The sequence below is a fragment of the Citrobacter arsenatis genome (assembly GCF_004353845.1).
Taxonomy (GTDB): domain Bacteria; phylum Pseudomonadota; class Gammaproteobacteria; order Enterobacterales; family Enterobacteriaceae; genus Citrobacter; species Citrobacter arsenatis.
The window spans coordinates 1,224,615-1,249,184 of the sequence record NZ_CP037864.1; the positions used below are offsets into that span (position 1 = coordinate 1,224,615).

Consider the following 24,570-nt stretch of genomic DNA (forward strand, 5'->3'; position numbering starts at 1 on the left):
CACAGCCCCTGCCCAAACGCAGGGGCTGATTGTATTTTCTGAAAAGCAGACCATAGTTTTAACAGATATGGCCCAACTGCAACAATTTGTGTCATTCTGGTCCGTCTTTATACAGTGAAGGTGGAAACATGGATGAGCTGCTAACTCTTGGCTGCATTGTTTTATTCTTCGCGCTGGTGGTGGTTCCAGTCCTCGCGATTGCGGCATACAGACGCAGTGCGGCGGTGCGTTCTGAACTGATGGCCTTGCGCCGTCGGGTGGAGGAACTTGAGCTGCGCGGTGTGGCGCCAGAGCCTGTGGCACAGACCACCGCCGTTGAGCCAGAGCCTGCAACAGAGAGTATTCCTTCCGATGCGCCAACGGCTGCGATTAGTAGCGTGGCCCCGAATCCTGTCACTGAGCCGACGTCTGAACCCGTTAACCCGTGGTCTTCACAGCAAAAGCCGGATAAAGCGGCGGTTTCCACGCCCAGCGTTGAGCGGCCTTCTGTTTTTGGCGGGGTGATATCATCGCTGGTGCGCTGGTTTATGCAGGGCAACCCGTTGGCAAAGCTCGGTATATTGCTCCTGTTCCTGGGGCTTTCTTTCCTGCTGCGTTACACCGTCGAACATTCTCTGTTTCCGCTTGAGCTGCGCCTGGTGGCGGCTGCACTGTTCGCTATTGTCCTGTTGGCGCTGGGCTGGCGGTTGCGGCATAAGCAACCGGTCTATGCGCTGATCCTACAGGGCGGGGCCACAGGAGCACTCTATCTCACCGTCTTTGGCGCATTCCGGCTATGGCAAATGCTGCCAATGACGCTGGCATTTGCGCTGCTGGTGGCGATTTGCGCGGCGAGCGTGGGGCTGGCTATTTTGCAAAAGGCACTTAGCCTGGCGATGCTGGCAAGCCTTGGCGGCTATCTCGCGCCGCTGCTGCTTTCCACCGGCGGCGGCAGTCATGTCGCGCTCTTCTCTTTCTATCTACTGCTGTCGGTCGGTATTCTCGCCATCAGCATCTGGCAGCACTGGCGGGAGCTGAATCTGCTCGGCTTGCTGTTTACCTTTGGCGTTGGCGGTTTGTGGGGACTGGAGGACTATCGGCCTGAGTATTACCTGAGCTGCCAACTGTTCCTGATCGCCAACACCATTATTTTTGGCGTACTGAGCGTGGCGCTGTCGCTTCGGGCGCAGGAAAAAGGCAAACAGATTATTGACGGCGTACTGCTGTTTGCTCCTCCGCTGGTAGGTTTTGGCATGCAGTATGCCATTACCCGGCATATGGCATATGGCCCGGCACTCAGCGCGCTGGGTTACGGTGGTTTCTATCTGGTGTTGGCGACGCTGGCTTTACGGCGTTCGTCTTCGCTGGAGAGACCTTTGGTATTGGCTGCCCTGGCGCTCGGTGGCGCATTTACTACCCTGGCTATCCCGTTGGCACTTTCAGCCCGTTGGACGGCGATGGCCTGGGCGCTGGAGGGACTGGGCATCCTCTGGTTGGGCGTGCAACAACAGCAACGACGCATGAGTTATAGCGGTACGGCGCTGCTCGTACTGGCCGTGGGCAGCGCGCTATGGGCGCTGTCGAACGGCACAACTGCGCTCTCAGTGATGCTGATATTTGCCGTGCTTAGTCTTAGCTGGCTGGCAGGTGCGTGGCTATGGCGCAACATTCGGATACAGGGCAGTTGGGGGCTTCTCGCGGGTGGTTTGCTTTTCTGGATTATTGCACTCGTTGCGGCATCGCAACTCATCCTGAAACAGGATCGGTGGGTGCTGTCTGGCGTGTTGGCATTAATGGCGGTATCGGTCTGGGGCTGGCGAACGATTGCTGGTTGGCTGGCATGGCGGGAGCTGGATGCCAGTAAATGGTTGCTGTGGCCGATGATGCTGGTGATGTTGATGAATCAGATCTCTTTGCAGCAGATTTTTGCGGCGGGCTGGCCGAATCTGGCCTGGGGTGCTGCGTTAATTGTTGCGCTGGCGCTGCTCTGGCGTGACGCGCAGATATTACCGCCAATGCTTTCCCGGCTGGCGCATTTGTCGTTCTTCTGGATGATTTTACTGGCGCTGGCGGCTGAGCTGTTCTGGTTCGCGCAGGCGCTGCCGTGGGGGAGGGCTGCGTGGGGAAGCGGCCTGATGATGGCGGCGGGCGGGCTGCTGATTTTCCTGGTGTATCAAGCTGTTCATCGCAAGCTTTGGCCGTTTCGCATCTGGCCGGCCCTCTATTCTGTTCAGGCGATGGTTCCCGTTGCGCTGGTGCTGGTCGGTCTGCTCGTGCTGACGAATTTACAGGATGGCGTGGTTTATCGTCAGACGTATCTGCCGTTGCTCAACCCGCTGGAAGAGGGCGCTGCTTTTGCCCTGCTGGGGCTGGTGGTGTTTTATCGCGTTTCTCAACGCTATTTCCCGGTGCAGCTTTCGGTGTGCCGCCCATGGCCGGTTGTGGCGCTGATGGCGCTCAGCTTTTGGTGGCTTAATGGTTTGCTGCTACGCGCGTTGTCCTGGTATGGCGAAGTTGCGTGGAATGTCCACGCGCTATGGGATTCGCTGCTGATTCAAACCTGTTTTGCTTTGTTCTGGATGCTGGCGGCATTGGTGGTAATGCTGCGCGCGACCCGGCGTCGCTCGCGCCAGGAATGGCTGTGTGGCGCAGTTTTGTTGGGGATAGTTATCGTTAAACTGATGCTGGTGGACAGCGCGGTAGGCGGTGGCCTGGCGCGTGCGGTCGCGTTTATTGGCGTGGCCATTCTGGTGCTGATTATCGGCTATTTTTCACCATTACCGCCCAAAGCTGGAGAAGAAAAATGAAATGGATGAAAGCGGTACTCTGGAGTGCTCTGTTAGGAGCAACCGGCGCAGCGTGGGGCAGTAATACGGCTACGGATGCACCAGCAGACTACGCGAAGGGAGTGAAGCTTTTAACGCCGGGTTCAGAGCAATGGTATAGCCTCCCTCTGCCTTTAGCGGTATACCACGAGGCGGTCTGGCCGGACTTACGTGATATCCGGGTGTTCAACCGTCAGGGCGAGGTAGTACCTTTCACTCTGCTGGTAGAAAAAGCGCAGGCAACGTCGCCGAGAACGATTCCTCTACGCCTTTTCCCGTTTGATTCGACGACGCAAAATGTGACGCCAAAGCACGATGATGAAAGACCCGCGGTCCTGCTTCGTTCTAAAAACGGCATAGAAATTCGCTTCGAAAGTCAAAACCTGCAATCCATCGGGCAGAGTTATTTAATCGCCTTGCCAGACGATGTGAAAGAGACGCCATTGCTGTCCCAGTTGCGTTTGAACTGGGATGCGCCTGCGAAAAACTGGCAGGGAACGGCATCGCTTTATTACAGCCGTGATTTGCGTGACTGGAGGTTGATTACAGGAAATGCGCCGCTGATGGATCTGACGCATAGCGACGACCGGTTGAAAATGGACACCTTAGGCGTTGATGATTTGCGAATGTCCGCTGATGGCGTCCCCTGGCTGCTGCTGATTCTTGATTCGCAAAGTCCTGCGCTAAATCTAAGGGGCGTGAGTGCGATAACCCGTGAGGAACCTTCGCTTACCCGGCCTGTTACGATGGATGCTGAAGTGGAGAAAATTGCCGAAAACCAGGCGATTTGGCGATGGTCCAGGCCGCAACCGTTGACCTCATTAAAGATTTCACTGGATAACGAAGGCGTGTTGCCGGTTGAGCTTGAATGGCGCAAGGCAGAAAAAGAGGCCTGGCAGCCTTTAACCCGAACGGTTCTCTACAATCTGGAAAATCAGTATTCGGATAATATTCCGCTCTCCGGTGAATTAGTTGAGGCTGTCCGGATGACGACGCTTCAGGCGCGTTTGCCCGCCACCTTACCCGTGTTGAGAGGCGAGCGCGACAGCTATAAAGTGATTTTTAACGCGCAAGGCCAAAGCCCGTTTATCCTGGCATGGGGAAATAAAGCGGCGGAACCCGCGAGCATCAGTCTGGCGATGCTGATCCCGGAGGCGTTACGCACACACAACGATCCCGATAAAATGCCGCAGGCATTTGAGGATGAACGGGCTATTCTGGGCGGCGAGGCGCGGCTAACAGCAACGTCAGTTGCTGAGCAACAAAGCCAGTGGAAAACGCTGTTGGTGTGGGGGACGTTGATACTTGGCGTTGCCGTACTGGCTCTGATGGCGTGGAGAATCTGGCGAGAAGTGAAAAAGGGTAATCCGACATAAACCAATAAAAAAGGCCCGCATTTGCGGGCCTCTTACGATTCTTGCCAATTACAGGCTGGAAACGTTCTCGGTCAGGTATTTCGCCACGCCGTCCGGAGACGCGTTCATACCTTCTTTACCTTTTTCCCACTGTGCCGGGCAAACGTCGCCGTGCTCTTCGTGGAACTGCAGCGCGTCAACCATACGCAGCATTTCGTCGATGTTACGACCCAGCGGCAGATCGTTAACCACCTGGTGACGAACAACGCCGTTAGCGTCGATCAGGAAAGAACCGCGCAGAGCAACGCCCGCTTCCGGGTGCTCGATGCCGTAGGCTTTCTGGATTTCGCGTTTGATGTCAGCAACCATTGCGTATTTCACTGCACCGATGCCGCCTTTGTCGACAGGGGTGTTACGCCATGCGTTGTGGACAAATTCAGAGTCGAAGGAAACGCCAACAACTTCAACGCCGCGCTTCTGGAATTCTTCGTAACGCTTGTCGAATGCGATCAGTTCAGACGGGCAAACGAAGGTGAAGTCCATCGGCCAGAAGAACAGAACGGTAGTTTTACCGTTGGTATGCTGTTTGAAGTTGAAGTTTTCAACGATCTCACCGCTACCCAGTACCGCAGCTGCTGTGAAATCCGGAGCCTGACGAGTTACCAGTACCATATAATTCTCCTGCAATGTTAAGGGGTTTTTGGAACGCAACGCGGGCCAGTATAGAGAGTGTTCGGGAATAAGACAAAGAGGCGTTGGCAATCAATGAGACAGGTTTTGTCTATCAATCTTTTGCCGGATGGTGGCTACTGCTTATCCGGCGGGGAATGCGGGCTGCAATCAAAGGGTTTTACGCCGCGCCAGTTCCATCATTTGCGGATAAAACTGCCAGAAACGTTCTTCTAACGCATCGTAATGGGTATCGAGGTCATACCATGAGTCGCGCAGGGCATCGAGCCGTGGGCGGCGGCTGGCCATACCGTTCAGGACGTTCTGGATAAAATCCATGTCCCGATAGCGCTCAAGCCATTTCTCTGACCATATATAGTTGTTCAGATTGATAAAGCGCGGCGGCGATTCCGGCAAAATAGTCGTTACCTGGGTGCGGGCATAGCGCACAAACTCCGTCAGCGGGAAGTCAGGGGAAATTTCCGACCAGTGGCGCGACAGAAAATGATCCCACATGACGTCCAGCGTAATCGGAGCGACGCGGCGCGTTTCGCTACGAAACCACTCTTTGGCTTCACGCACCTGCGGCAGGTTATCGGTCATCACGTCGATACGACGGTGCATGAAGATGCCTTCCACCACGTCAGGCGAATAGTGCGTTTCCGGATTACCCCGGACAAAATCGGCCAGCAAATTACCGGAAAGCGAGCTGTCGGCAAGATGAGCGAGATGCAAATGTGCAAGAAAATTCATAGTTAAACGTTTATCCAGAGGGGTAAAGGTTGCAGGGAGAACGCCCCGGCACTAGACTACCCGCCTCTTATTTTAGTCTGAGTCAGTGTCATGCGCGTTACCGATTTCACCTTTGAACTACCCGAATCCCTGATTGCCCACTATCCGCAAGCTGAGCGCAGTAGCTGCCGCTTGCTGTCTTTGGACGGGCCGACGGGCGCGCTGACGCACGGTACTTTCACCGATCTGCTCGATAAGCTCAACCCTGGAGATTTACTGGTCTTTAACAACACTCGCGTGATCCCGGCGCGTCTGTTTGGCCGTAAAGCCAGCGGCGGCAAGATTGAAGTGCTGGTTGAGCGTATGCTGGATGACAAACGTATTCTGGCACATATCCGCGCATCTAAAGCGCCGAAGCCGGGCGCTGAGCTGCTGCTGGGCGACGACGAAAATATTAACGCGACGATGGTCGCCCGCCATGACGCGCTGTTTGAAGTGGAGTTTAACGACGAACGCAGCGTGCTGGATATCCTCAACGCCATCGGCCATATGCCGTTGCCGCCGTATATCGACCGTCCCGATGAAGACGCCGACCGCGAGCTTTACCAGACCGTGTATAGCGAAAAACCGGGCGCCGTCGCCGCGCCGACTGCGGGGTTGCACTTTGACGATCCGCTGCTGGCTAAGCTGCGCGATAAAGGCATTGAAATGGCGTTTGTTACGCTGCACGTCGGCGCGGGTACTTTCCAGCCGGTGCGCGTAGACACCATCGAAGACCACATTATGCACTCTGAATATGCAGAAGTGCCGCAGGATGTGGTGGACGCGGTGCTGGCGGCGAAAGCGCGCGGCAACCGCGTGATTGCGGTGGGCACCACCTCCGTTCGTTCACTGGAAAGCGCAGCGAAGGCTGCCAAAAACGACCTTATCGAGCCGTTCTTCGGTGATACGCAAATATTCATTTATCCAGGCTATAAATATCAGGTGATTGATGCCCTGGTAACCAACTTCCACCTGCCGGAATCGACGCTGATCATGCTGGTTTCCGCGTTTGCTGGTTATAAAAACACCATGCACGCCTATCATGAAGCGGTAAAAGCGGAATATCGCTTTTTTAGTTACGGTGATGCGATGTTTATCACGTACAATCCGCAGGCTATTTCTGAGCGACCGTGAGAAGGCTATCTCACTTGCCATTTTGATGTTGGGCAGTGCTCGCCATCCTCACGTACTGCGTGTACGTTCCGGTGGCTGCGCGCTGGCCGCCCTCAAACTGGCTGCGCCGATTGCGCCTTCGCCAGTGGGTCAATATATTTTTACTCCGTGGAGTGATTCCGTGGGGAAAGTTTAATCATCAGACTGTCTCTCTGATGCAGGAGAAAAAATGAAATTTGAACTGGATACCACAGACGGTCGCGCTCGCCGCGGCCGCCTGGTTTTTGATCGTGGCGTAGTAGAAACGCCTGCCTTTATGCCGGTCGGTACCTACGGCACTGTTAAGGGTATGACGCCGGAAGAAGTTGAAGCGACCGGCGCACAGATCATCCTCGGCAATACCTTCCATTTGTGGCTGCGCCCGGGCCAGGAAATCATGAAATTGCACGGCGATCTGCACGATTTCATGCAGTGGAAAGGGCCGATCCTCACCGATTCAGGCGGCTTCCAGGTGTTCAGCTTGGGCGATATCCGTAAGATAACCGAGCAAGGCGTGCACTTCCGTAACCCGATCAACGGCGATCCGATTTTCCTCGATCCCGAGAAGTCGATGGAGATTCAATACGATCTCGGTTCCGATATCGTGATGATCTTCGACGAATGTACACCGTATCCGGCTGACTGGGACTATGCTAAACGCTCGATGGAGATGTCTCTGCGTTGGGCGAAGCGCAGTCGCGACCGTTTTGATAGTCTCGGCAATAAAAATGCGCTTTTTGGCATCATTCAGGGCAGCGTTTACGAAGATTTACGTGATATCTCTGTTAAAGGTCTGGTAGATATCGGCTTTGATGGCTACGCTGTCGGCGGTTTGGCTGTCGGTGAGCCAAAGGAAGATATGCACCGCATCCTGGAGCATGTATGCCCACAGATTCCGGCAGATAAACCGCGTTACCTGATGGGCGTTGGCAAACCAGAAGATCTGGTTGAAGGCGTGCGTCGTGGTATCGATATGTTTGACTGCGTGATGCCAACGCGAAATGCCCGTAATGGTCATTTGTTTGTGACTGACGGCGTGGTAAAAATTCGTAACGCGAAACATAAAAGCGACACCAGTCCGCTCGATTCTGAGTGTGATTGCTACACCTGTCGCAATTATTCGCGCGCTTACTTGCATCATCTCGACCGTTGCAACGAAATATTGGGCGCGCGTCTCAACACGATTCATAACCTTCGCTACTACCAGCGTTTGATGGCGGGTTTACGCAAGGCTATTGAAGAGGGTAAATTAGAGAGCTTCGTGACCGATTTTTACCAACGTCAGGGTAGACCAGTTCCACCTGTGAACGTTGATTAATTTTAATAATGAGGGAATTTGAATGAGCTTTTTTATTTCTGATGCGGTAGCGGCAACAGGTGCTCCGGCGCAGGGCAGCCCGATGTCTCTGATTCTGATGCTGGTGGTGTTTGGTCTGATTTTCTACTTCATGATCCTGCGTCCGCAGCAAAAGCGCACCAAAGAACACAAAAATCTGATGAACTCCATTGCGAAAGGCGATGAAGTGCTGACTAACGGTGGTCTGGTGGGTCGCGTGACCAAAGTAGCAGAATCTGGCTACATCGCTATCGCGCTGAACGACACCACTGAAGTGGTTATTAAACGTGATTTCGTAGCTGCCGTTCTGCCGAAAGGCACCATGAAGGCGCTGTAATTTATTGTTTTCCCAAAGGGAACTGCCGTGTTAAACCGTTATCCTTTGTGGAAGTATGTCATGCTGATCGTCGTTATTGTCGTCGGTCTGCTCTATGCGCTTCCCAACCTGTATGGTGAGGATCCGGCTGTTCAAATCACTGGCGTGCGCGGTGCCGCCGCCAGTGAGCAAACGCTGATCCAGGTCCAGAAAACGTTACAAGAAGATAAAATCACACCTAAGTCTGTGGCTCTGGAAGAGGGTGCTATTCTCGCGCGCTTTGACTCCACTGATACCCAACTGCGCGCACGTGAAGTGTTAATGGGCGTACTGGGCGATCAGTACGTCGTGGCGCTTAACCTTGCTCCGGCAACCCCGCGCTGGCTGGCAGCCATTCACGCAGAACCGATGAAACTCGGTCTTGACCTGCGTGGCGGCGTTCACTTCCTGATGGAAGTGGATATGGACACCGCGCTGAGTAAGTTGCAGGAACAAAATATCGATAGCCTGCGCAGCGATCTGCGTGAAAAAGGCATTCCTTACACTACCGTTCGCAAAGAAGATAACTACGGTCTGAGCATCACTTTCCGTGATAGCAGCGCCCGTGATGAAGCTATCTCTTACCTGAGCAAGCGCCACCAGGATCTGGTTATTTCCAGCCAGGGCAGCAATGCTCTGCGTGCGGTAATGACCGATGCGCGCCTGAGCGAAGCCCGTGAATACGCGGTACAGCAGAACATCAACATTCTGCGTAATCGTGTTAACCAACTGGGTGTTGCTGAGCCGGTGGTACAACGTCAGGGTGCTGACCGCATTGTGGTCGAACTGCCGGGTATTCAGGATACTGCACGGGCGAAAGAAATTCTGGGCGCAACCGCGACGCTGGAGTTCCGTCTGGTAAATACCAACGTTGACCAGTCTGCTGCGGCATCCGGGCGTGTTCCGGGTGATTCCGAAGTGAAACAGTCTCGTGAAGGTCAGCCGGTTGTGCTGTATAAACGCGTGATCCTGACCGGTGACCACATCACCGACTCCACTTCCAGCCAGGACGAATATAATCAGCCGCAGGTTAACATCTCGCTGGATAGCGCGGGTGGTAACATCATGTCCAACTTCACCAAGGACAATATCGGTAAGCCGATGGCGACCCTGTTCGTGGAGTACAAAGACAGCGGTAAGAAAGATGCCAACGGTCGCGCAGTGCTGGTGAAACAGGAAGAGGTGATTAACATCGCCAACATTCAGTCTCGCCTGGGCAACAGCTTCCGTATCACCGGTATCAACAACCCGAACGAAGCGCGTCAGCTTTCTCTGCTGTTACGTGCCGGTGCGTTGATTGCGCCGATTCAGATTGTTGAAGAACGTACCATCGGCCCAACCCTGGGTATGCAGAACATTAAACAGGGTCTGGAAGCATGTCTGGCCGGTCTGGTGGTGTCTATCCTGTTCATGATCTTCTTCTATAAGAAGTTCGGTCTGATTGCGACCAGCGCGCTGATTGCTAACCTGGTGCTGATTGTCGGTATCATGTCATTGCTGCCGGGTGCTACGCTGAGTATGCCGGGGATTGCGGGGATCGTCTTAACCCTTGCTGTCGCGGTCGATGCGAACGTACTGATCAACGAACGTATCAAAGAAGAGTTGAGTAACGGGCGTTCGGTGCAGCAGGCCATCAATGAAGGTTATGCGGGCGCATTTAGCTCCATCTTTGATGCGAACATTACGACGCTGATTAAGGTCATTATCCTGTACGCAGTCGGCACCGGGGCAATTAAAGGGTTCGCGATTACTACCGGTATTGGGGTAGCGACGTCGATGTTTACCGCAATTGTCGGTACACGTGCCATCGTAAACCTGTTGTATGGCGGCAAGCGCGTCAAAAAGCTGTCAATCTGAGGAGTGCGAAGTGGCACAGGAATATACTGTTGAACAATTGAACCACGGCCGTAAAGTCTGGGACTTTATGCGCTGGGACTACTGGGCTTTCGGCATTTCAGGTTTTCTGCTGATCGCGGCCATCGTGATTATGGGCGTGCGCGGCTTTAACTGGGGTCTCGATTTCACTGGTGGTACGGTCATTGAAATCACGCTGGAAAAACCAGCGGAAATGGACGTGATGCGCGATGCGCTGGAGAAAGCGGGCTTCGTTGATCCGCTGCTGCAGAACTTCGGCAGCAGTCACGACATTATGGTACGTATGCCGCCAACTGAAGGTGCAGACGGCGGTCAGGTGCTGGGTAGCAAAGTGTTGAGTGTGATTAACGAATCCACCAACCAAAACGCAGCGGTGAAGCGAATTGAATTCGTGGGTCCGAGCGTGGGTGCAGACCTGGCACAAACCGGTGCAATGGCGCTGATGGCGGCGCTGATCTCCATCCTGGTGTACGTCGGTTTCCGCTTTGAGTGGCGACTGGCAGCAGGGGTAGTTATCGCGCTGGCGCACGACGTGATTATCACACTTGGGATCCTGTCGTTGTTCCATATCGAGATTGACCTGACTATCGTCGCATCACTGATGTCGGTAATCGGTTACTCGCTGAACGACAGTATCGTTGTATCTGACCGTATTCGTGAAAACTTCCGCAAAATTCGTCGCGGTACGCCTTACGAAATCTTTAACGTGTCACTGACTCAAACGCTGCACCGTACGTTGATTACGTCCGGTACAACGTTGATGGTTATTCTGATGCTGTTCCTGTTCGGTGGTCCGGTACTGGAAGGCTTCTCGCTGACGATGCTGATCGGTGTTTCCATCGGTACTGCGTCTTCTATCTACGTAGCATCGGCGCTGGCGCTGAAGCTGGGTATGAAGCGTGAGCACATGCTGCAGCAGAAGGTCGAGAAAGAAGGGGCGGATCAACCGTCGATTCTGCCTTAACCATTAAGAGTGAAGATACTGGAATCCCGATCGTAAGGTCGGGATTTTTTTTGCCTGTGATTTAGCGGCAGGCCATTATCTTTTTCTGTCATCACACTACTGACAGTATGCTGTCAGTAGCCCTGTCTTATAGTCCTTCTGAGATTACCCACACAGGCAGGAGGAAGTATGAACAACGTAATTAACTGGTTTGAAATCCCCGTGGCACAAATGGATCGCGCTATCGCTTTTTATGAGCCAGTGATGCAGGTTTCTTTGCGTCGTGAGAATATGGACTGCGCCGAGCTGGCCGTATTTCCGCATCAGGATCCCGCACCCGGCGGGGCGCTGGCTAAGTTTGACGGTATTACGCCTTCAGCGCAGGGCGCTATTATTTATTTGCATACGGACAATTTAGTGGCAACGCTTGAACGCGTCGCTACTGCTGGCGGTCAGTGTGTGTTTGGCCCACTCGAACTGGGGCAGGACATTGGTACGATTGCGCTATTTACTGACAGCGAAGGCAATCGTGTTGGCTTACATCAACCCGCGTAATATTTTCAGGACTGAGGATTAAAATGACCCGACGCGCCGACCGCTTGTTTCAGATTGTACAAATCCTGCGTGGCAGGCGAGTAACAACGGCGGCGCTGCTGGCAGAACGTCTTGAGGTTTCTGAACGGACGATTTATCGCGATATCCGCGATCTCTCTTTATCCGGTGTGCCCATTGAAGGCGAAGTGGGCAGCGGATACCGCTTAATGGCCGGGTTTGATCTGCCACCGTTGATGTTAACGCATCACGAATCAGAAGCATTGATGGTAGCGATTCGGCTGTTGAAAACATGGGGCGGGGATTCACTCTCACAAGCGCTGGAATCCGCGCAGGAAAAAGTGCTGGCGATATTGCCGCCAGAGAGTCGGCGCAGGGCCGAGCAAACGCGGATTTTTGCGCCAGATTTTGGTAATCAGCCGCATTCCCGTAGTGGGTTCGATCTCATTCATCGTGCGGTTTCGGCGCAGCAGACGCTGGCGCTGCATTATCGCGATGAGTCCGGGAACCTCTCCTGGCGCGACGTTCAGCCGCTGGGCTTGTTTTTCTGGGGCGAACACTGGCTGCTGGTTGCCTGGTGCGAGAAGCGTGACGATTATCGCTGTTTTCGCGTTGATCGATGTCTGAAGATCACGCCTCTCAACAGGCACTTTCGCGAATCGGCGGATCGCTCGCTAAGTGACTTTTTACGTAAAGTACGCTGCGAAGATCAGCCATAAAAAAGCCAGCGTTTAAGCTGGCTTGTCTACGATAAATCGTCTGGATTAGAAGTTGTAACCTACGACCAGGTAACCACCCCAACCGGTAGATTTCGCGCTGAAGTCGCCTTCGCCCCAGTTCAGAGTATCTCCACCTTTCCACTGGCCGCCGTTATGGAAGTAACGCGCTACTACGGAGTAGTGCCAGTGATCGTAGTTCAGCGCCAGGACGTGGCTGGAAGCGATAGAGTTGCTGGTGCGGTTCGGGTCATCACCCAAATCTGAGCCCCAGTCGAAGTTGGTGAAGCCGATGTAGGTCAACTGACCGCCCCAAACCTGGGTGATCGGCACAAAGTATTTCACTTTGAAACGGTAGCCATCCCACTCGTTTTCGTTGGATGCGCCATAGTTCTGCCACTGGTATTTAGCATACACGTTCAGGGACAGGCCCATCGGCAGACCGGTATCGATATCGGTACCCAGACCCATATACCAGGTGCTCTGGCGGCTGGCTTTGTTGTCACCCATATCGTAGATGTAGTTGTTGGCGAAATACCATTCTTTGAACGGACCAAAGCTCAGGTCAGCACCGGTCAGTTTGTCGATGGAGAAACGCGGTTCGATTTCCATAAACAGCGGAGAACCATCAGACCAGATGCCTTTATCGTTGCCGTTACCCCAGTCGAAGGTTTTCGGAATATCGATGTAGCCATAGAAGTCAAACCAGTCTTTTTTGGCAAACGCTTCGTATTCCAGATACACGTCGTTGTTCAGTTTCGGAGAGAAACGGGTGTGGTAGCTACCTACCACGTTGACACTCTGGTGCCACCAGTCGGACAGATATTGCGGTTTGTCATTTTCTGCTGCGTTGGCAGTAAAAGACGAGGAGAGCGCCAGCACTGCACCGGCTGCAAGTAATGTTTTTTTCATATGTATGCCACTGTTTGAAATCCCTTTCGGGATAGAAAAATGCGCAATTTGCGTTTCTATACACTTCATCCTTCAAGCCGCCTCTTTGTTGGCTGCCTTTGCTCACCCCTGTCACTTACTGATGTAAGCTCCGAGGATTCACGCAGTTGCCGCCTCGATGCGTCTTGCATGATTTTGTGTAGAAATATTTCGTGTTTCTTCGGAGCCTATTATAAAAATCATTGTTCACAAAAATATGTCTTGTTTCACAGTTCTATCATTTACGTAATCGATTGCGTTCACGTTTGCGTACTTTAGGCGGCGAATTGTACTGGCTCACATGAATGTTGCCAAGTTTTAACAGAAATATCGGTTATGTCAGGGGAGTAACAAAATGAGGCGGCATGATGTTGCGGAACGCACAAAACGTTCCGCAAAAAAGTTTATTGGCTAACAGGCTGAACGTCGTGGATGCGAACAAATCCTAACTGGTCAGGAGTGAGGCCACTTATCTGCAGCGGAATGTCTACGTCGCTGGGGGCAAGAATACTTGCCGGGGCGTTGATCAATTGGTTGTGAACGTTCACTTCCTGATAGTTGTCCGTGGTGCCCTGAATTTGTCCGTACTCAACGGTGGCGCTAAAGGCAGGTAACGGCGTGTTGGATTCACCCTGAATCCGCAGCGTCAGGCGCGTGCCGTCGGCGTTTGGCGCAATATTGACCAGCGACATGCGTAGCGTGCCAATCTGGCTTTCCAGCCGTGCTGGGGTTTTGGACCCCGGCAACAGATAGACACCGCTGGTTGATTTAGCATTCAACATATTTTGTTGTGTAATTTTTACCGTTTCCTGATTAAGCTGCGTCATCTCTTTATTTAGCGTGCTAACGCTTTGATGCATCTGGCGTACTTCGCTTTGCTGTGCGCAGGCGCTAAGACTAAAGAGACTTCCCACCAGGAGAATTCTTAGGTAACGTCTTGTCATTGTGATTACTTCCTTCATTGTCGCGATAGCATAATGGTAGTGCGCACTGAGCACGAAGGCATCGATCCTTTGTCTCAAAAGCGCTGCGCCTTTGTTGTCACGCCAGTTCAGGGTAAAATAGATTTCTGTTAACCACTGAGGTACAGGACGCCGTATGCATTGCCCATTCTGTTTCGCCGTAGACACTAAGGTAATTGACTCTCGTCTTGTAGGCGAGGGCTCCTCAGTACGCCGCCGTCGGCAGTGTCTGGTCTGTAACGAACGTTTCACCACTTTTGAAGTGGCTGAACTTGTCATGCCGCGCGTTGTGAAAAGCAACGATGTGCGTGAACCCTTTAATGAAGATAAGCTGCGCAGCGGCATGCTCAGAGCGCTTGAGAAACGCCCGGTTAGCGCAGATGACGTCGAAATGGCGTTGAACCATATCAAATCACAACTGCGTGCGACTGGCGAGCGTGAGGTACCTAGCAAGATGATCGGCAACCTGGTGATGGAGCAGTTGAAAAAGCTCGATAAAGTCGCCTACATCCGCTTTGCCTCGGTTTACCGGAGTTTCGAAGATATCAAAGAATTTGGCGAAGAGATTGCTCGCCTACAGGACTAAGCCATGCAGGATGAATTGTACATGGCGCGCGCGCTGAAGCTTGCTGCGCGCGGACGTTTTACCACTCACCCTAATCCCAACGTGGGCTGCGTGATTGTGAAAGATGGGGAGATCGTCGGTGAAGGGTATCATCACCGTGCTGGCGAACCGCATGCTGAAGTCCATGCATTAAGGATGGCTGGAGAAAAAGCGCAAGGGGCAACCGCCTATGTCACGCTTGAACCCTGCAGCCATCACGGTCGCACGCCGCCATGCTGCGATGCGTTGATTGCCGCGGGCGTGACGCGTGTGGTTGCGGCGATGCAGGATCCCAATCCACAGGTAGCAGGCCGTGGCCTCTACCGTTTGCAGCAGGCGGGCATTGACGTCAGCCACGGGCTGATGATGAGCGAAGTTGAGCAGCTTAATAAAGGTTTTCTCAAGCGCATGCGTACCGGATTCCCGTATCTGCAGCTTAAGCTTGGCGCATCGCTTGATGGGCGTACGGCGATGGCGAGCGGTGAAAGCCAGTGGATAACCTCTCCGCACGCGCGTCGCGACGTGCAACGGCTACGGGCGCAAAGTCATGCGATCTTAACCAGCAGCGCGACGGTGCTGGCCGACGATCCTCAGCTTACCGTACGCTGGTCAGAGCTTGGGGAGTCAACCCAGGCGAGTTATCCGCAGGAAAATCTGCGCCAGCCAATCCGCATTGTTCTTGATAGCCAGAATCAGGTCACGCCGGAGCACCGTATTGTGCAACAGCCAGGAGAAACCTGGATTGTGCGGACTGAAGACGACCCTCGTAGCTGGCCGGAGACGGTGCGCAGCCTGAAGGTGCCGGAACATAACGGGCATCTGGATCTGGTGGTGCTGATGATGCAACTGGGTAAACAGCAAATTAACAGCATTTGGGTTGAAGCTGGCCCTACGCTTGCGGGCGCGTTATTACAGGCCGGTTTGGTTGATGAGCTAATCGTGTATGTTGCGCCTAAACTGTTAGGCAGCGATGCACGAGGATTATGTGTGCTGCCAGGCCTTGAGAAACTGGCTGACGCACCCCATTTCAAATTCAATGAGATACGCCAGGTGGGCCCGGACGTTTGCCTGCATTTAACGACTGCGTGAGGCTTTCTGATTTAGAGGAAGCAGCGCACAGAATATTATGATAAAATCCGCCCCCCTTACGGGGCCATAAATCGAACCCGAAGGAAGAATATGAACATTATTGAAGCTAACGTTGCTACCCCGGACGCTCGCGTCGCCATCACCATTGCGCGTTTCAACAACTTTATCAATGACAGCCTGCTGGAAGGTGCTATCGACGCCCTGAAACGTATTGGTCAGGTTAAAGATGAAAATATTACCGTTGTTTGGGTTCCTGGTGCATATGAGCTGCCGCTGGCGGCTGACGCACTGGCAAAAACCGGTAAATACGACGCGGTGATTGCGTTAGGTACGGTGATCCGTGGCGGTACCGCGCACTTCGAATATGTGGCTGGCGGTGCAAGCAATGGCCTGGCGCATGTCGCTCAGGACAGCGGCATTCCGGTAGCCTTCGGTGTTCTGACCACCGAAAGTATTGAACAAGCCATCGAACGTGCTGGCACTAAAGCTGGCAACAAAGGCGCAGAAGCTGCACTGACTGCGCTTGAAATGATTAATGTATTGAAAGCCATCAAGGCCTGATTTTTGTAAGGGGAAATCCGTGAAACCTGCTGCTCGTCGCCGCGCCCGTGAGTGTGCCGTCCAGGCGCTCTACTCCTGGCAGTTGTCCCAGAACGACATCGCTGATGTTGAATATCAGTTCCTGGCGGAACAGGACGTTAAAGATGTCGACGTTCTGTATTTCCGTGAACTGCTGTCCGGGGTGGCGACTAACAGCGCGTACCTGGATGGATTAATGAAGCCTTACCTGTCTCGTCTGTTGGAAGAGCTGGGTCAGGTAGAAAAAGCCGTACTGCGTATTGCGCTGTTTGAACTGTCTAAACGTAGTGATGTGCCGTACAAAGTGGCCATCAACGAAGCGATTGAACTGGCGAAAACCTTCGGCGCTGAAGATAGCCATAAATTCGTGAACGGCGTACTGGATAAAGCAGCACCTGTGATTCGCCCCAACAAAAAGTAATTCCGAGGCCGGCTGGATGGTGGAACCTGTTTCCACTGTCCCCGGCTTTTTCTTTTTTTTCTGCTGAGGCATAACGTATGGCATGCGGCGAATTTTCCCTGATTGCCCGTTATTTTGACCGCGTAAGAACGTCTCGTCTTGATGTCGAAACCGGTATTGGTGACGACTGCGCACTTCTGAACATCCCTGAAAAGCAGACGCTGGCGATCAGTACCGATACGCTGGTGGCTGGCAATCACTTCCTCCCCGACATTGATCCTGCCGATCTCGCATGGAAAGCGCTGGCGGTGAATTTGAGCGATCTGGCAGCAATGGGAGCCGATCCTGCGTGGCTGACGCTGGCGCTCACGTTACCTGACGTTGATGAAGCCTGGCTTGAAGCCTTCAGCGATGGCCTGTTTGAACTCCTCAATTACTATGATATGCAGCTGATTGGCGGTGACACCACGCGTGGACCACTGTCGATGACGTTGGGTATCCATGGCTACGTCCCTGTAGGACGGGCCTTAAAACGCTCCGGCGCGAAACCGGGGGACTGGATTTATGTTACCGGTACGCCGGGCGACAGCGCGGCTGGGCTGGCGATTTTGCAGGATCGATTGCAGGTTGCAGACGCAAAAGACGCAGACTATCTGCTGCAACGCCATCTGCGTCCCACGCCGCGAATTTTACAGGGACAAGCCCTGCGCGATCTGGCCAGTGCGGCTATTGATCTTTCCGATGGCTTGATTTCCGATCTGGGGCATATCGTTAATGCCAGCGGCTGTGGCGCGCGGGTTAACGTCGATGCGCTGCCTTACTCCACGGCATTTTCACAGCACGTTGAGCCGGAACAGGCCCTGCGCTGGGCGCTCTCGGGTGGTGAAGATTATGAGTTATGCTTTACCGTGCCGGAAATTAATCGTGGCGCGCTGGACGTAGCGCTGGGAAATCTCGGCGCAGCGTTTACCTGCATAGGACAGATGAGCGCGGATGTGGAAGGTATTCACTTTACGCGCGATGGAAAATCCGTCACGTTCGACTGGAAAGGATATGACCATTTTGCCGCGCCTTAAAAAAGATGTCGCCAAAAGTCGCCTGAGTATGCGCAACCCGTGGCACCTGTTAGCCACCGGTTTTGGCAGCGGGCTGAGCCCAATTGTTCCTGGCACCATGGGATCGCTGGCGGCGATCCCTTTTTGGTATTTAATGACGTTTTTGCCGTGGCAGCTGTACTCGTTGGTCGTCATGCTGTCTATCTGTATCGGCGTTTATCTGTGTCATCAAACGGCGAAAGATATGGGCGTGCACGATCACGGTAGCATTGTCTGGGACGAGTTTGTCGGGATGTGGATAACCCTGATGGCGCTGCCGACCAACGACTGGCAGTGGGTTGCCGCCGGATTTGTGATTTTCCGTATTCTGGATATGTGGAAGCCGTGGCCGATTCGTTGGTTCGATCGCAACGTGCATGGCGGTACGGGGATCATGATCGACGATATCGTGGCCGGAATACTGTCCGCCGGGATACTGTACTTTATTGGCCATCACTGGCCGGTAGGTATCATTTAAATGGTGTTGCCGGATGGCCGCGTAAACGCCTTATCGGGCCTACAAAAACTATATCAATTTCGTAGGCCCGATAAGCGCCGCGCCATCGGGCAATCAGTCCCGGATGCGCTATGCTTATCCGGCCTACAATCAGCAATTTATTTAAATCCCACCACCGGATGCTGTTTGTACGGCGTTTCCAGTTCGGCAATCTGCTCCGGCTTCAGCGTTAAATCCACCGCATTGAGTAATTCATCCAGCTGTTCCTCGCGCGATGTGCCGATAATCGGCGCTGCAACACCGGGCTTGCTTAGCAGCCAGGCCAGCGCGACCTGCGCGCGCGTTACGCCCAGTTCCTCGCTGACGCCGGTCAGCCGTTCGGCAATTTGTGCGTCGTTTTCATCGCTCTCGTTGTACAAATTTTTACCGACCTCATCGGAAACCAGACGGGCGGTCGTTTCTCCCCACGGACGCGTCAGGCGACCACGCGCCAGCGGGCTCCACGGGATCACTGCCACGCCTTCCTGATAGCAAAGCGGCAGCATTTCACGTTCTTCCTCGCGATAGATTAGGTTGTAGTGATCCTGCATACTCACGAACTGCGCCCAGCCGTGTTGCTTCTGTAAGGCCAGCGCCTGGGCAAACTGCGAAGCGTGCATGGATGAAGCGCCGATATAGCGTGCTTTACCGGCTTTCACTACGTCGTTAAGGGCTTCCAGCGTTTCTTCGATCGGCGTGTTGTAATCCCAGCGATGAATTTGCAGGATGTCCACATAATCCATCCCCAGGCGTCTGAGGCTGTCATCGATCGAGCGCAGGATTTGTGCGCGGGATAATCCTTCCGCTAAATCATCCACCTGGTGATAAACCTTGGTCGCCACCACGACATCCTCACGGCGGGCGAAATCACGCAGCGCGCGGCCGACAATCTCTTCACTGCTGCCAGCGGAGTAGCTGTTGGCGGTATCGAAAAAGTTAATGCCGCCTTCCAGGGCGTGTTTGATTATCGGGCGGCTGCTTTCTTCAGGTAGCGTCCAGGCGTGGTTGCCGCGATTCGGCTCGCCAAACGTCATGCAACCCAGGCAAAGGCGGGAGACCCGAAGGTCGGTTTTTCCTAAGGTGTTGTATTTCATCAATCCACTCCTGCTTAGCTCGTGATGAATTAAGCATAGCAGGAGCGGAGAGGGGATTATGCCAGCCAGGCCTTGATTTTGGCCTCAATGCCGGCAGCATCAAGACCCAGATCGGCGCGAGCCTCGTCCTGAGTACCCTGCGGGATGAAGAAGTCAGGCAGGCCAATGTTCAGCACCGGAACGGGCTTGCGGTGGGCCATCAGCACTTCGTTTACGCCGCTGCCAGCACCGCCCATAATGGCGTTCTCTTCGAGGGTGACCAGCACCTCGTGTTGGGCTGCCATTTCCAGAATCAACGTTTCATCAAGCGGTTTCACAAAGCGCATATCAACCAGCGTGGCGTTCAGCGACTCTGCGACCTGTGCGGCTTCCGGCATTAGGGTACCGAAGTTCAGTATTGCCACTTTCTCCCCGTGACGCTTCACGATGCCTTTACCAATTGGCAGTTGTTCCAGCGGTGCCAGCTCAACGCCCACCGCGTTACCGCGTGGGTAGCGTACAACCGTTGGGCCTTCGTTGTAGTGATAGCCGGTGAACAGCATCTGGCGGCATTCGTTCTCATCGCTCGGGGTCATAATGACCATTTCCGGGATGCAGCGCAGGAAGGAGAGATCGAACGCCCCCTGGTGGGTTTGCCCATCTGCGCCAACAATACCTGCCCGGTCAACGGCGAACAGCACCGGTAGCTTCTGGATGGCGACATCATGCAGCACCTGATCGTAGGCGCGCTGCAGGAAGGTTGAGTAAATAGCCACGACCGGCTTGTAGCCGCCAATCGCCAGACCTGCTGCAAAGGTCACTGCATGCTGCTCGGCAATCGCCACATCGAAGTAGCGGTCCGGGAACTTACGTGAGAACTCCACCATACCGGAGCCTTCACGCATCGCCGGGGTGATCGCCATCAGCTTAGTGTCTTTCGCTGCAGTTTCGCACAGCCAGTCACCGAAGATTTTTGAATAGCTTGGCAGGCCGCCGCTGCTTTTCGGCAGGCATCCGCTGGACGGATCGAATTTTGGTACCGCGTGGAACGTGATCGGGTCTTTTTCCGCTGGCTCGTAGCCACGACCTTTTTTGGTCATGATGTGCAGGAACTGCGGACCTTTAAGATCGCGCATGTTCTTCAGCGTAGTGATAAGCCCCAGCACGTCGTGACCGTCTACCGGACCAATATAGTTAAAGCCCAGTTCTTCAAACAGCGTACCCGGCACAACCATGCCTTTGATGTGTTCTTCGGTACGTTTGAGCAGCTCTTTAATCGGCGGCACGCCGGAGAAGACTTTCTTCCCGCCTTCGCGCAGCGAGGAGTAGAGTTTGCCAGAGAGCAGTTGCGCCAGGTGGTTGTTCAGCGCGCCGACGTTCTCTGAAATCGACATTTCGTTGTCGTTGAGGATAACCAGCATGTCGGGCTTAATATCACCCGCATGGTTCATCGCTTCAAACGCCATCCCGGCGGTGATAGCGCCGTCGCCAATCACACAAACGGTACGACGATCTTTGCCTTCTTTTTCGGCGGCAACCGCAATACCAATGCCAGCGCTAATGGACGTTGAGGAGTGCCCAACGCTCAGTACGTCATACTCGCTCTCACCGCGCCACGGGAACGGATGTAAACCGCCTTTCTGACGAATGGTGCCGATTTTATCGCGGCGGCCGGTCAGAATTTTGTGCGGATAAGCCTGATGTCCCACATCCCAGATTAACTGGTCAAACGGGGTGTTATAGACGTAGTGCAGCGCGACGGTGAGTTCCACCGTGCCCAGACCAGAGGCGAAGTGCCCGCTGGAACGGCTTACGCTGTCGAGCAAATAGCGGCGCAGTTCGTCGCAAAGCTTTGGCAGGCTCTCTTTTGGCAGCAGGCGTAACTCCTGGGTGGAGTCGACCAGCGCCAGGGTCGGGTATTTGGCTATATCAAAACTCATCGCAAGCTCATGGGATAGTTGGTTTATTTATCACGCTGGATTATGTAGTCCGCTAGCGCTTCCAGTGCCGAGGTATCGAGTGACTGTGCGGCCAGCAGACTTAACGACTGGCGGGCATCCTCAATTAAATCCCGGGCTTTATTCTGGGCTTGCTCAAGACCCAGAAGTGCAGGATAGGTACTTTTGCCAAGCTGCTGGTCAGCACCCTGACGTTTACCCAATGTTGCAGTATCGCCCACCACATCCAGGATGTCATCCTGAACCTGGAAGGCCAGACCGATGCTTTCTGCGTATTTGTCGAGTATTGCCAGGCATTCCCGCCCTTTATCGCCTGCGCTTAATGCACCCAGACGCACGGCGGCGCGAATCAATGCCCCGGTTTTATGGCGGTGAATGCGCTCCAGCGCATCCAGCGCAACCTGATGACCTTCAGCTTCCAGATCCAGCGCCTGACCGCCACACATGCCGGCGATACCGCTGGCCTGCGCCAGTTCAGAGATCATCGCGATGCGGTCACGGTCAGACACTTCCGGCATCGGGGCGTCGCTGATAATGGAGAACGCCAGCGTTTGCAGCGCATCGCCAGCCAGAATCGCGTTTGCCTCGCCAAATTTTACGTGGCAGGTCGGCAGACCGCGGCGCAGGTCATCATCGTCCATCGCGGGTAAATCATCATGCATCAGCGAATAGGCATGGATGCACTCGACGGCGGCAGCGGGAGCATCAAGCGTACTCAGGCTAACGCCAAACATCTGGCCGGTCGCATACACCAGGAACGGGCGCAGACGTTTACCGCCTAATAATGCGCCATATTGCATGGTTTCGACCACGGGAGTGTTCTGAAAGGGCAATGGCGCAATAAAACGGCTCAGTGCCAGGTTGGCCTGCTCAACGCAAGCCTGTAGCTGCTGCGTAAAATCCATTTACTCATTATCCGGTGTGAAAGGCGTAAGGGCGGCGTCTTCAGTATCTGACAGCAGGATTTGTACGCGCTGTTCAGCCTGTTGCAATTTGACCTGTCCCTGACGCGCCAACTGTACGCCACGTTCGAATTCGTTCAGCGCTTCTTCCAGCGGCAGGTCGCCGCTTTCCAGACGGGTAACAATCTGTTCCAGCTCGCTCAGCGCTGTTTCAAAACTGGCTGGCGCTTCATTTTTCTTCGGCATAATGAATGTCTGACTCTCTGTATTGGCAGCACGAGACTATGGTAACGGACTCGCACTGATAAGCAAATAACGCGCAATGGTAAGGCGATGTGCACAGGATGACCATGATAGTGGTATACTTGCGCGCCTGGATGCAGCCGCAGGGTATGGGCTGCTGTATTTTTTTCCATTACAAGTCGTTCAGACTTGCCAAAGAACCATTGCCGCCATGAAGTTTATCATTAAATTGTTCCCAGAAATCACCATCAAAAGCCAATCTGTGCGTTTGCGCTTTATAAAAATTCTGACAGGGAACATTCGTAACATTTTAAAGCACTATGATGAAGACCTTGCCGTTGTCCGTCACTGGGATCACGTTGAGGTTCGCGCTAAAGATGAAAGCCAACGTCTGGATATTCGCGACGCGCTGACCCGTATTCCGGGGATTCACCATATTCTCGAAGTAGAAGACGTGCCGTTTACCGATATGCACGATATCTTCGAGAAAGCGCTGGTGCAGTATCGCGATCAACTGGAAGGTAAAACCTTCTGCGTACGCGTTAAGCGTCGCGGTAAGCATGAGTTTAGCTCCATTGAGGTGGAACGCTATGTTGGCGGCGGGTTAAACCAGCATATTGAATCCGCGCGAGTGAAGCTGACGAAGCCGGATGTGACGGTTAATCTTGAAATCGAAAACGACCGTCTGCTGCTGGTTAAAGGCCGCTATGAAGGTATTGGCGGTTTCCCGATTGGGACGCAGGAAGACGTACTGTCACTGATCTCCGGTGGTTTCGACTCCGGCGTGTCGAGCTATATGCTGATGCGTCGCGGCTGTCGCGTGCACTACTGCTTCTTCAACCTCGGCGGTGCAGCACATGAAATCGGCGTTCGCCAGGTAGCGCATTATCTGTGGAACCGCTTTGGTAGCTCGCATCGTGTACGTTTTGTCGCGATCAACTTCGAGCCGGTGGTGGGCGAGATCCTGGAGAAAGTCGACGACGGTCAGATGGGCGTGGTCCTCAAACGCATGATGGTACGCGCGGCGTCGAAAGTCGCTGAGCGCTATGGCGTACAGGCGTTAGTCACCGGTGAAGCGCTGGGTCAGGTGTCCAGTCAGACGCTGACCAACCTGCGCCTGATCGATAACGTATCTGACACCCTGATCCTGCGCCCGCTTATTTCCCATGATAAAGAGCACATCATCAACCTGGCGCGTGAAATTGGTACCGAGGACTTTGCCCGTACCATGCCGGAATACTGCGGTGTGATTTCAAAAAGCCCGACGGTGAAAGCGGTTAAAGCGAAGATTGAGGCCGAAGAAGAAAACTTCGATTTCTCGATCCTCGATAAAGTGGTTGAAGAAGCCAACAATATCGATATTCGCGATATCGCTCAGCAGACGCAGCAGACCGTGGTGGAAGTTGAAACCGTGAGCGGCTTTGGCCCGAACGATGTAATTCTGGATATCCGTTCAGTGGATGAACAGGATGACAAACCGCTGAAAGTTGACGGTGTGGAGGTCGTTGCTCTGCCGTTCTACAAGCTGAGCACTAAATTCGGCGATTTGGACCAGAGTAAAACCTGGCTGCTGTGGTGTGAACGCGGGGTGATGAGCCGCCTGCAGGCGCTGTATCTGCGCGAGCAGGGCTTTGAGAACGTGAAGGTGTATCGCCCGTAATTCCTTTGCCGGATGGCGCTGTCGCTTATCCGGCCTACAGACTGTACCG

At 53.9% G+C, this 24,570-nt stretch carries 24 protein-coding genes; 16 read left to right on the plus strand and 8 right to left on the minus strand.

The genetic code is table 11. The features are described from left to right. Positions 1 to 128: 128 nt before the first annotated feature. Positions 129 to 2,786 carry a DUF2339 domain-containing protein gene (locus tag E1B03_RS06705; RefSeq protein WP_133085897.1) on the plus strand — a complete coding sequence of 886 codons (2,658 nt, stop codon included), beginning with the start codon at positions 129 to 131 and terminating at the stop codon, positions 2,784 to 2,786. Beyond that, positions 2,783 to 4,180, plus strand: a complete 1,398-nt coding sequence (locus E1B03_RS06710; RefSeq protein WP_133085898.1) for a DUF3999 domain-containing protein — start codon at positions 2,783 to 2,785, stop codon at positions 4,178 to 4,180. The genes E1B03_RS06705 and E1B03_RS06710 overlap by 4 nt, the downstream gene beginning before the upstream one ends. Positions 4,181 to 4,228: 48 nt before the next feature. Here E1B03_RS06710 and E1B03_RS06715 read toward each other — a convergent pair whose 3' ends face one another. Further along, complete coding sequence (locus tag E1B03_RS06715; protein WP_003021524.1) at positions 4,229 to 4,831, minus strand: peroxiredoxin; 603 nt, start codon at positions 4,829 to 4,831, stop codon at positions 4,229 to 4,231. A 168-nt stretch (positions 4,832 to 4,999) separates the two neighbouring features. Next, the gene (acpH, locus tag E1B03_RS06720; RefSeq protein ID WP_079938390.1) at positions 5,000 to 5,581 is read right to left on the minus strand and encodes an ACP phosphodiesterase; all 582 of its coding nucleotides are present in this window, start codon (positions 5,579 to 5,581) and stop codon (positions 5,000 to 5,002) included. A 90-nt stretch (positions 5,582 to 5,671) separates the two neighbouring features. Here acpH and queA point away from each other — a divergent pair, with 90 nt between their 5' ends. The 7 genes from queA to E1B03_RS06760 all read left to right on the plus strand — a co-directional run bounded on the left by queA (position 5,672) and on the right by E1B03_RS06760 (position 12,534). Next, positions 5,672 to 6,736, plus strand: a complete 1,065-nt coding sequence (gene queA, locus E1B03_RS06725; protein ID WP_133085899.1) for a tRNA preQ1(34) S-adenosylmethionine ribosyltransferase-isomerase QueA — start codon at positions 5,672 to 5,674, stop codon at positions 6,734 to 6,736. Positions 6,737 to 6,944: 208 nt separating this feature from the next. Further along, on the plus strand, positions 6,945 to 8,072 hold the full coding sequence (gene tgt / locus E1B03_RS06735; protein WP_103771098.1) for a tRNA guanosine(34) transglycosylase Tgt: 1,128 nt from the start codon (positions 6,945 to 6,947) through the stop codon (positions 8,070 to 8,072). Between the two features lie 22 nt (positions 8,073 to 8,094). Next, positions 8,095 to 8,427: a preprotein translocase subunit YajC gene (yajC, locus tag E1B03_RS06740; protein WP_003021544.1), complete on the plus strand. Its 333-nt coding sequence runs from the start codon at positions 8,095 to 8,097 to the stop codon at positions 8,425 to 8,427. A 27-nt stretch (positions 8,428 to 8,454) separates the two neighbouring features. Next, positions 8,455 to 10,302, plus strand: a complete 1,848-nt coding sequence (gene secD / locus E1B03_RS06745) for a protein translocase subunit SecD (protein WP_003021547.1) — start codon at positions 8,455 to 8,457, stop codon at positions 10,300 to 10,302. A 10-nt stretch (positions 10,303 to 10,312) separates the two neighbouring features. Further along, positions 10,313 to 11,284: a protein translocase subunit SecF gene (gene secF, locus E1B03_RS06750; RefSeq protein WP_038638190.1), complete on the plus strand. Its 972-nt coding sequence runs from the start codon at positions 10,313 to 10,315 to the stop codon at positions 11,282 to 11,284. 168 nt (positions 11,285 to 11,452) lie between these two features. Further along, positions 11,453 to 11,818: a VOC family protein gene (locus E1B03_RS06755; RefSeq protein WP_103771099.1), complete on the plus strand. Its 366-nt coding sequence runs from the start codon at positions 11,453 to 11,455 to the stop codon at positions 11,816 to 11,818. 23 nt (positions 11,819 to 11,841) lie between these two features. Beyond that, positions 11,842 to 12,534 carry a helix-turn-helix transcriptional regulator gene (locus tag E1B03_RS06760; RefSeq protein WP_103771100.1) on the plus strand — a complete coding sequence of 231 codons (693 nt, stop codon included), beginning with the start codon at positions 11,842 to 11,844 and terminating at the stop codon, positions 12,532 to 12,534. Positions 12,535 to 12,579: 45 nt separating this feature from the next. Here E1B03_RS06760 and E1B03_RS06765 read toward each other — a convergent pair whose 3' ends face one another. Both E1B03_RS06765 and E1B03_RS06770 read right to left on the minus strand, forming a co-directional pair. Beyond that, entirely contained in the window at positions 12,580 to 13,443 is an 864-nt protein-coding gene (locus tag E1B03_RS06765; protein ID WP_003021561.1) for a nucleoside-specific channel-forming protein Tsx, read from the minus strand. 422 nt (positions 13,444 to 13,865) lie between these two features. Continuing rightward, positions 13,866 to 14,405 (minus strand): SadB/YajI family lipoprotein, encoded by a 540-nt coding sequence (locus tag E1B03_RS06770; protein ID WP_103771101.1) that lies wholly within the window; start codon positions 14,403 to 14,405, stop codon positions 13,866 to 13,868. A gap of 154 nt (positions 14,406 to 14,559) precedes the next feature. Here E1B03_RS06770 and nrdR point away from each other — a divergent pair, with 154 nt between their 5' ends. From nrdR to pgpA, 6 genes are all read left to right on the plus strand, one after another. Next, positions 14,560 to 15,009 (plus strand): transcriptional regulator NrdR, encoded by a 450-nt coding sequence (nrdR, locus tag E1B03_RS06775; protein WP_103771102.1) that lies wholly within the window; start codon positions 14,560 to 14,562, stop codon positions 15,007 to 15,009. 3 nt (positions 15,010 to 15,012) lie between these two features. Further along, on the plus strand, positions 15,013 to 16,116 hold the full coding sequence (ribD, locus tag E1B03_RS06780) for a bifunctional diaminohydroxyphosphoribosylaminopyrimidine deaminase/5-amino-6-(5-phosphoribosylamino)uracil reductase RibD (protein WP_133085902.1): 1,104 nt from the start codon (positions 15,013 to 15,015) through the stop codon (positions 16,114 to 16,116). A gap of 90 nt (positions 16,117 to 16,206) precedes the next feature. Continuing rightward, complete coding sequence (gene ribH / locus E1B03_RS06785) at positions 16,207 to 16,677, plus strand: 6,7-dimethyl-8-ribityllumazine synthase (protein WP_003021575.1); 471 nt, start codon at positions 16,207 to 16,209, stop codon at positions 16,675 to 16,677. A gap of 19 nt (positions 16,678 to 16,696) precedes the next feature. Further along, complete coding sequence (gene nusB / locus E1B03_RS06790; protein WP_000801129.1) at positions 16,697 to 17,116, plus strand: transcription antitermination factor NusB; 420 nt, start codon at positions 16,697 to 16,699, stop codon at positions 17,114 to 17,116. 77 nt (positions 17,117 to 17,193) lie between these two features. Beyond that, positions 17,194 to 18,171 (plus strand): thiamine-phosphate kinase, encoded by a 978-nt coding sequence (gene thiL, locus E1B03_RS06795; RefSeq protein WP_103771104.1) that lies wholly within the window; start codon positions 17,194 to 17,196, stop codon positions 18,169 to 18,171. Beyond that, positions 18,149 to 18,667, plus strand: coding sequence for a phosphatidylglycerophosphatase A (gene pgpA / locus E1B03_RS06800; protein ID WP_003021578.1), 519 nt, complete (start codon positions 18,149 to 18,151; stop codon positions 18,665 to 18,667). Before thiL ends, pgpA begins: the two co-directional genes overlap by 23 nt. 137 nt (positions 18,668 to 18,804) lie before the next feature. Here the strand turns inward: pgpA and yajO are convergent, their stop codons facing one another. Genes yajO through xseB form a run of 4 tightly spaced genes read right to left on the minus strand, consistent with a single transcriptional unit; the run spans position 18,805 to position 22,864 of the window. After that, entirely contained in the window at positions 18,805 to 19,779 is a 975-nt protein-coding gene (yajO, locus tag E1B03_RS06805; protein WP_103771105.1) for a 1-deoxyxylulose-5-phosphate synthase YajO, read from the minus strand. 56 nt (positions 19,780 to 19,835) lie between these two features. Next, the gene (gene dxs, locus E1B03_RS06810) at positions 19,836 to 21,698 is read right to left on the minus strand and encodes a 1-deoxy-D-xylulose-5-phosphate synthase (protein ID WP_103771106.1); all 1,863 of its coding nucleotides are present in this window, start codon (positions 21,696 to 21,698) and stop codon (positions 19,836 to 19,838) included. Between the two features lie 23 nt (positions 21,699 to 21,721). Further along, positions 21,722 to 22,621, minus strand: a complete 900-nt coding sequence (ispA, locus tag E1B03_RS06815) for a (2E,6E)-farnesyl diphosphate synthase (RefSeq protein ID WP_133085903.1) — start codon at positions 22,619 to 22,621, stop codon at positions 21,722 to 21,724. After that, positions 22,622 to 22,864, minus strand: coding sequence for an exodeoxyribonuclease VII small subunit (gene xseB / locus E1B03_RS06820; RefSeq protein ID WP_038638224.1), 243 nt, complete (start codon positions 22,862 to 22,864; stop codon positions 22,622 to 22,624). A gap of 208 nt (positions 22,865 to 23,072) precedes the next feature. On the opposite strand from xseB, the gene thiI reads away from it, so the two are divergent. Next, positions 23,073 to 24,521 (plus strand): tRNA uracil 4-sulfurtransferase ThiI, encoded by a 1,449-nt coding sequence (gene thiI / locus E1B03_RS06825; RefSeq protein ID WP_133085904.1) that lies wholly within the window; start codon positions 23,073 to 23,075, stop codon positions 24,519 to 24,521. Positions 24,522 to 24,570: the final 49 nt, after the last annotated feature.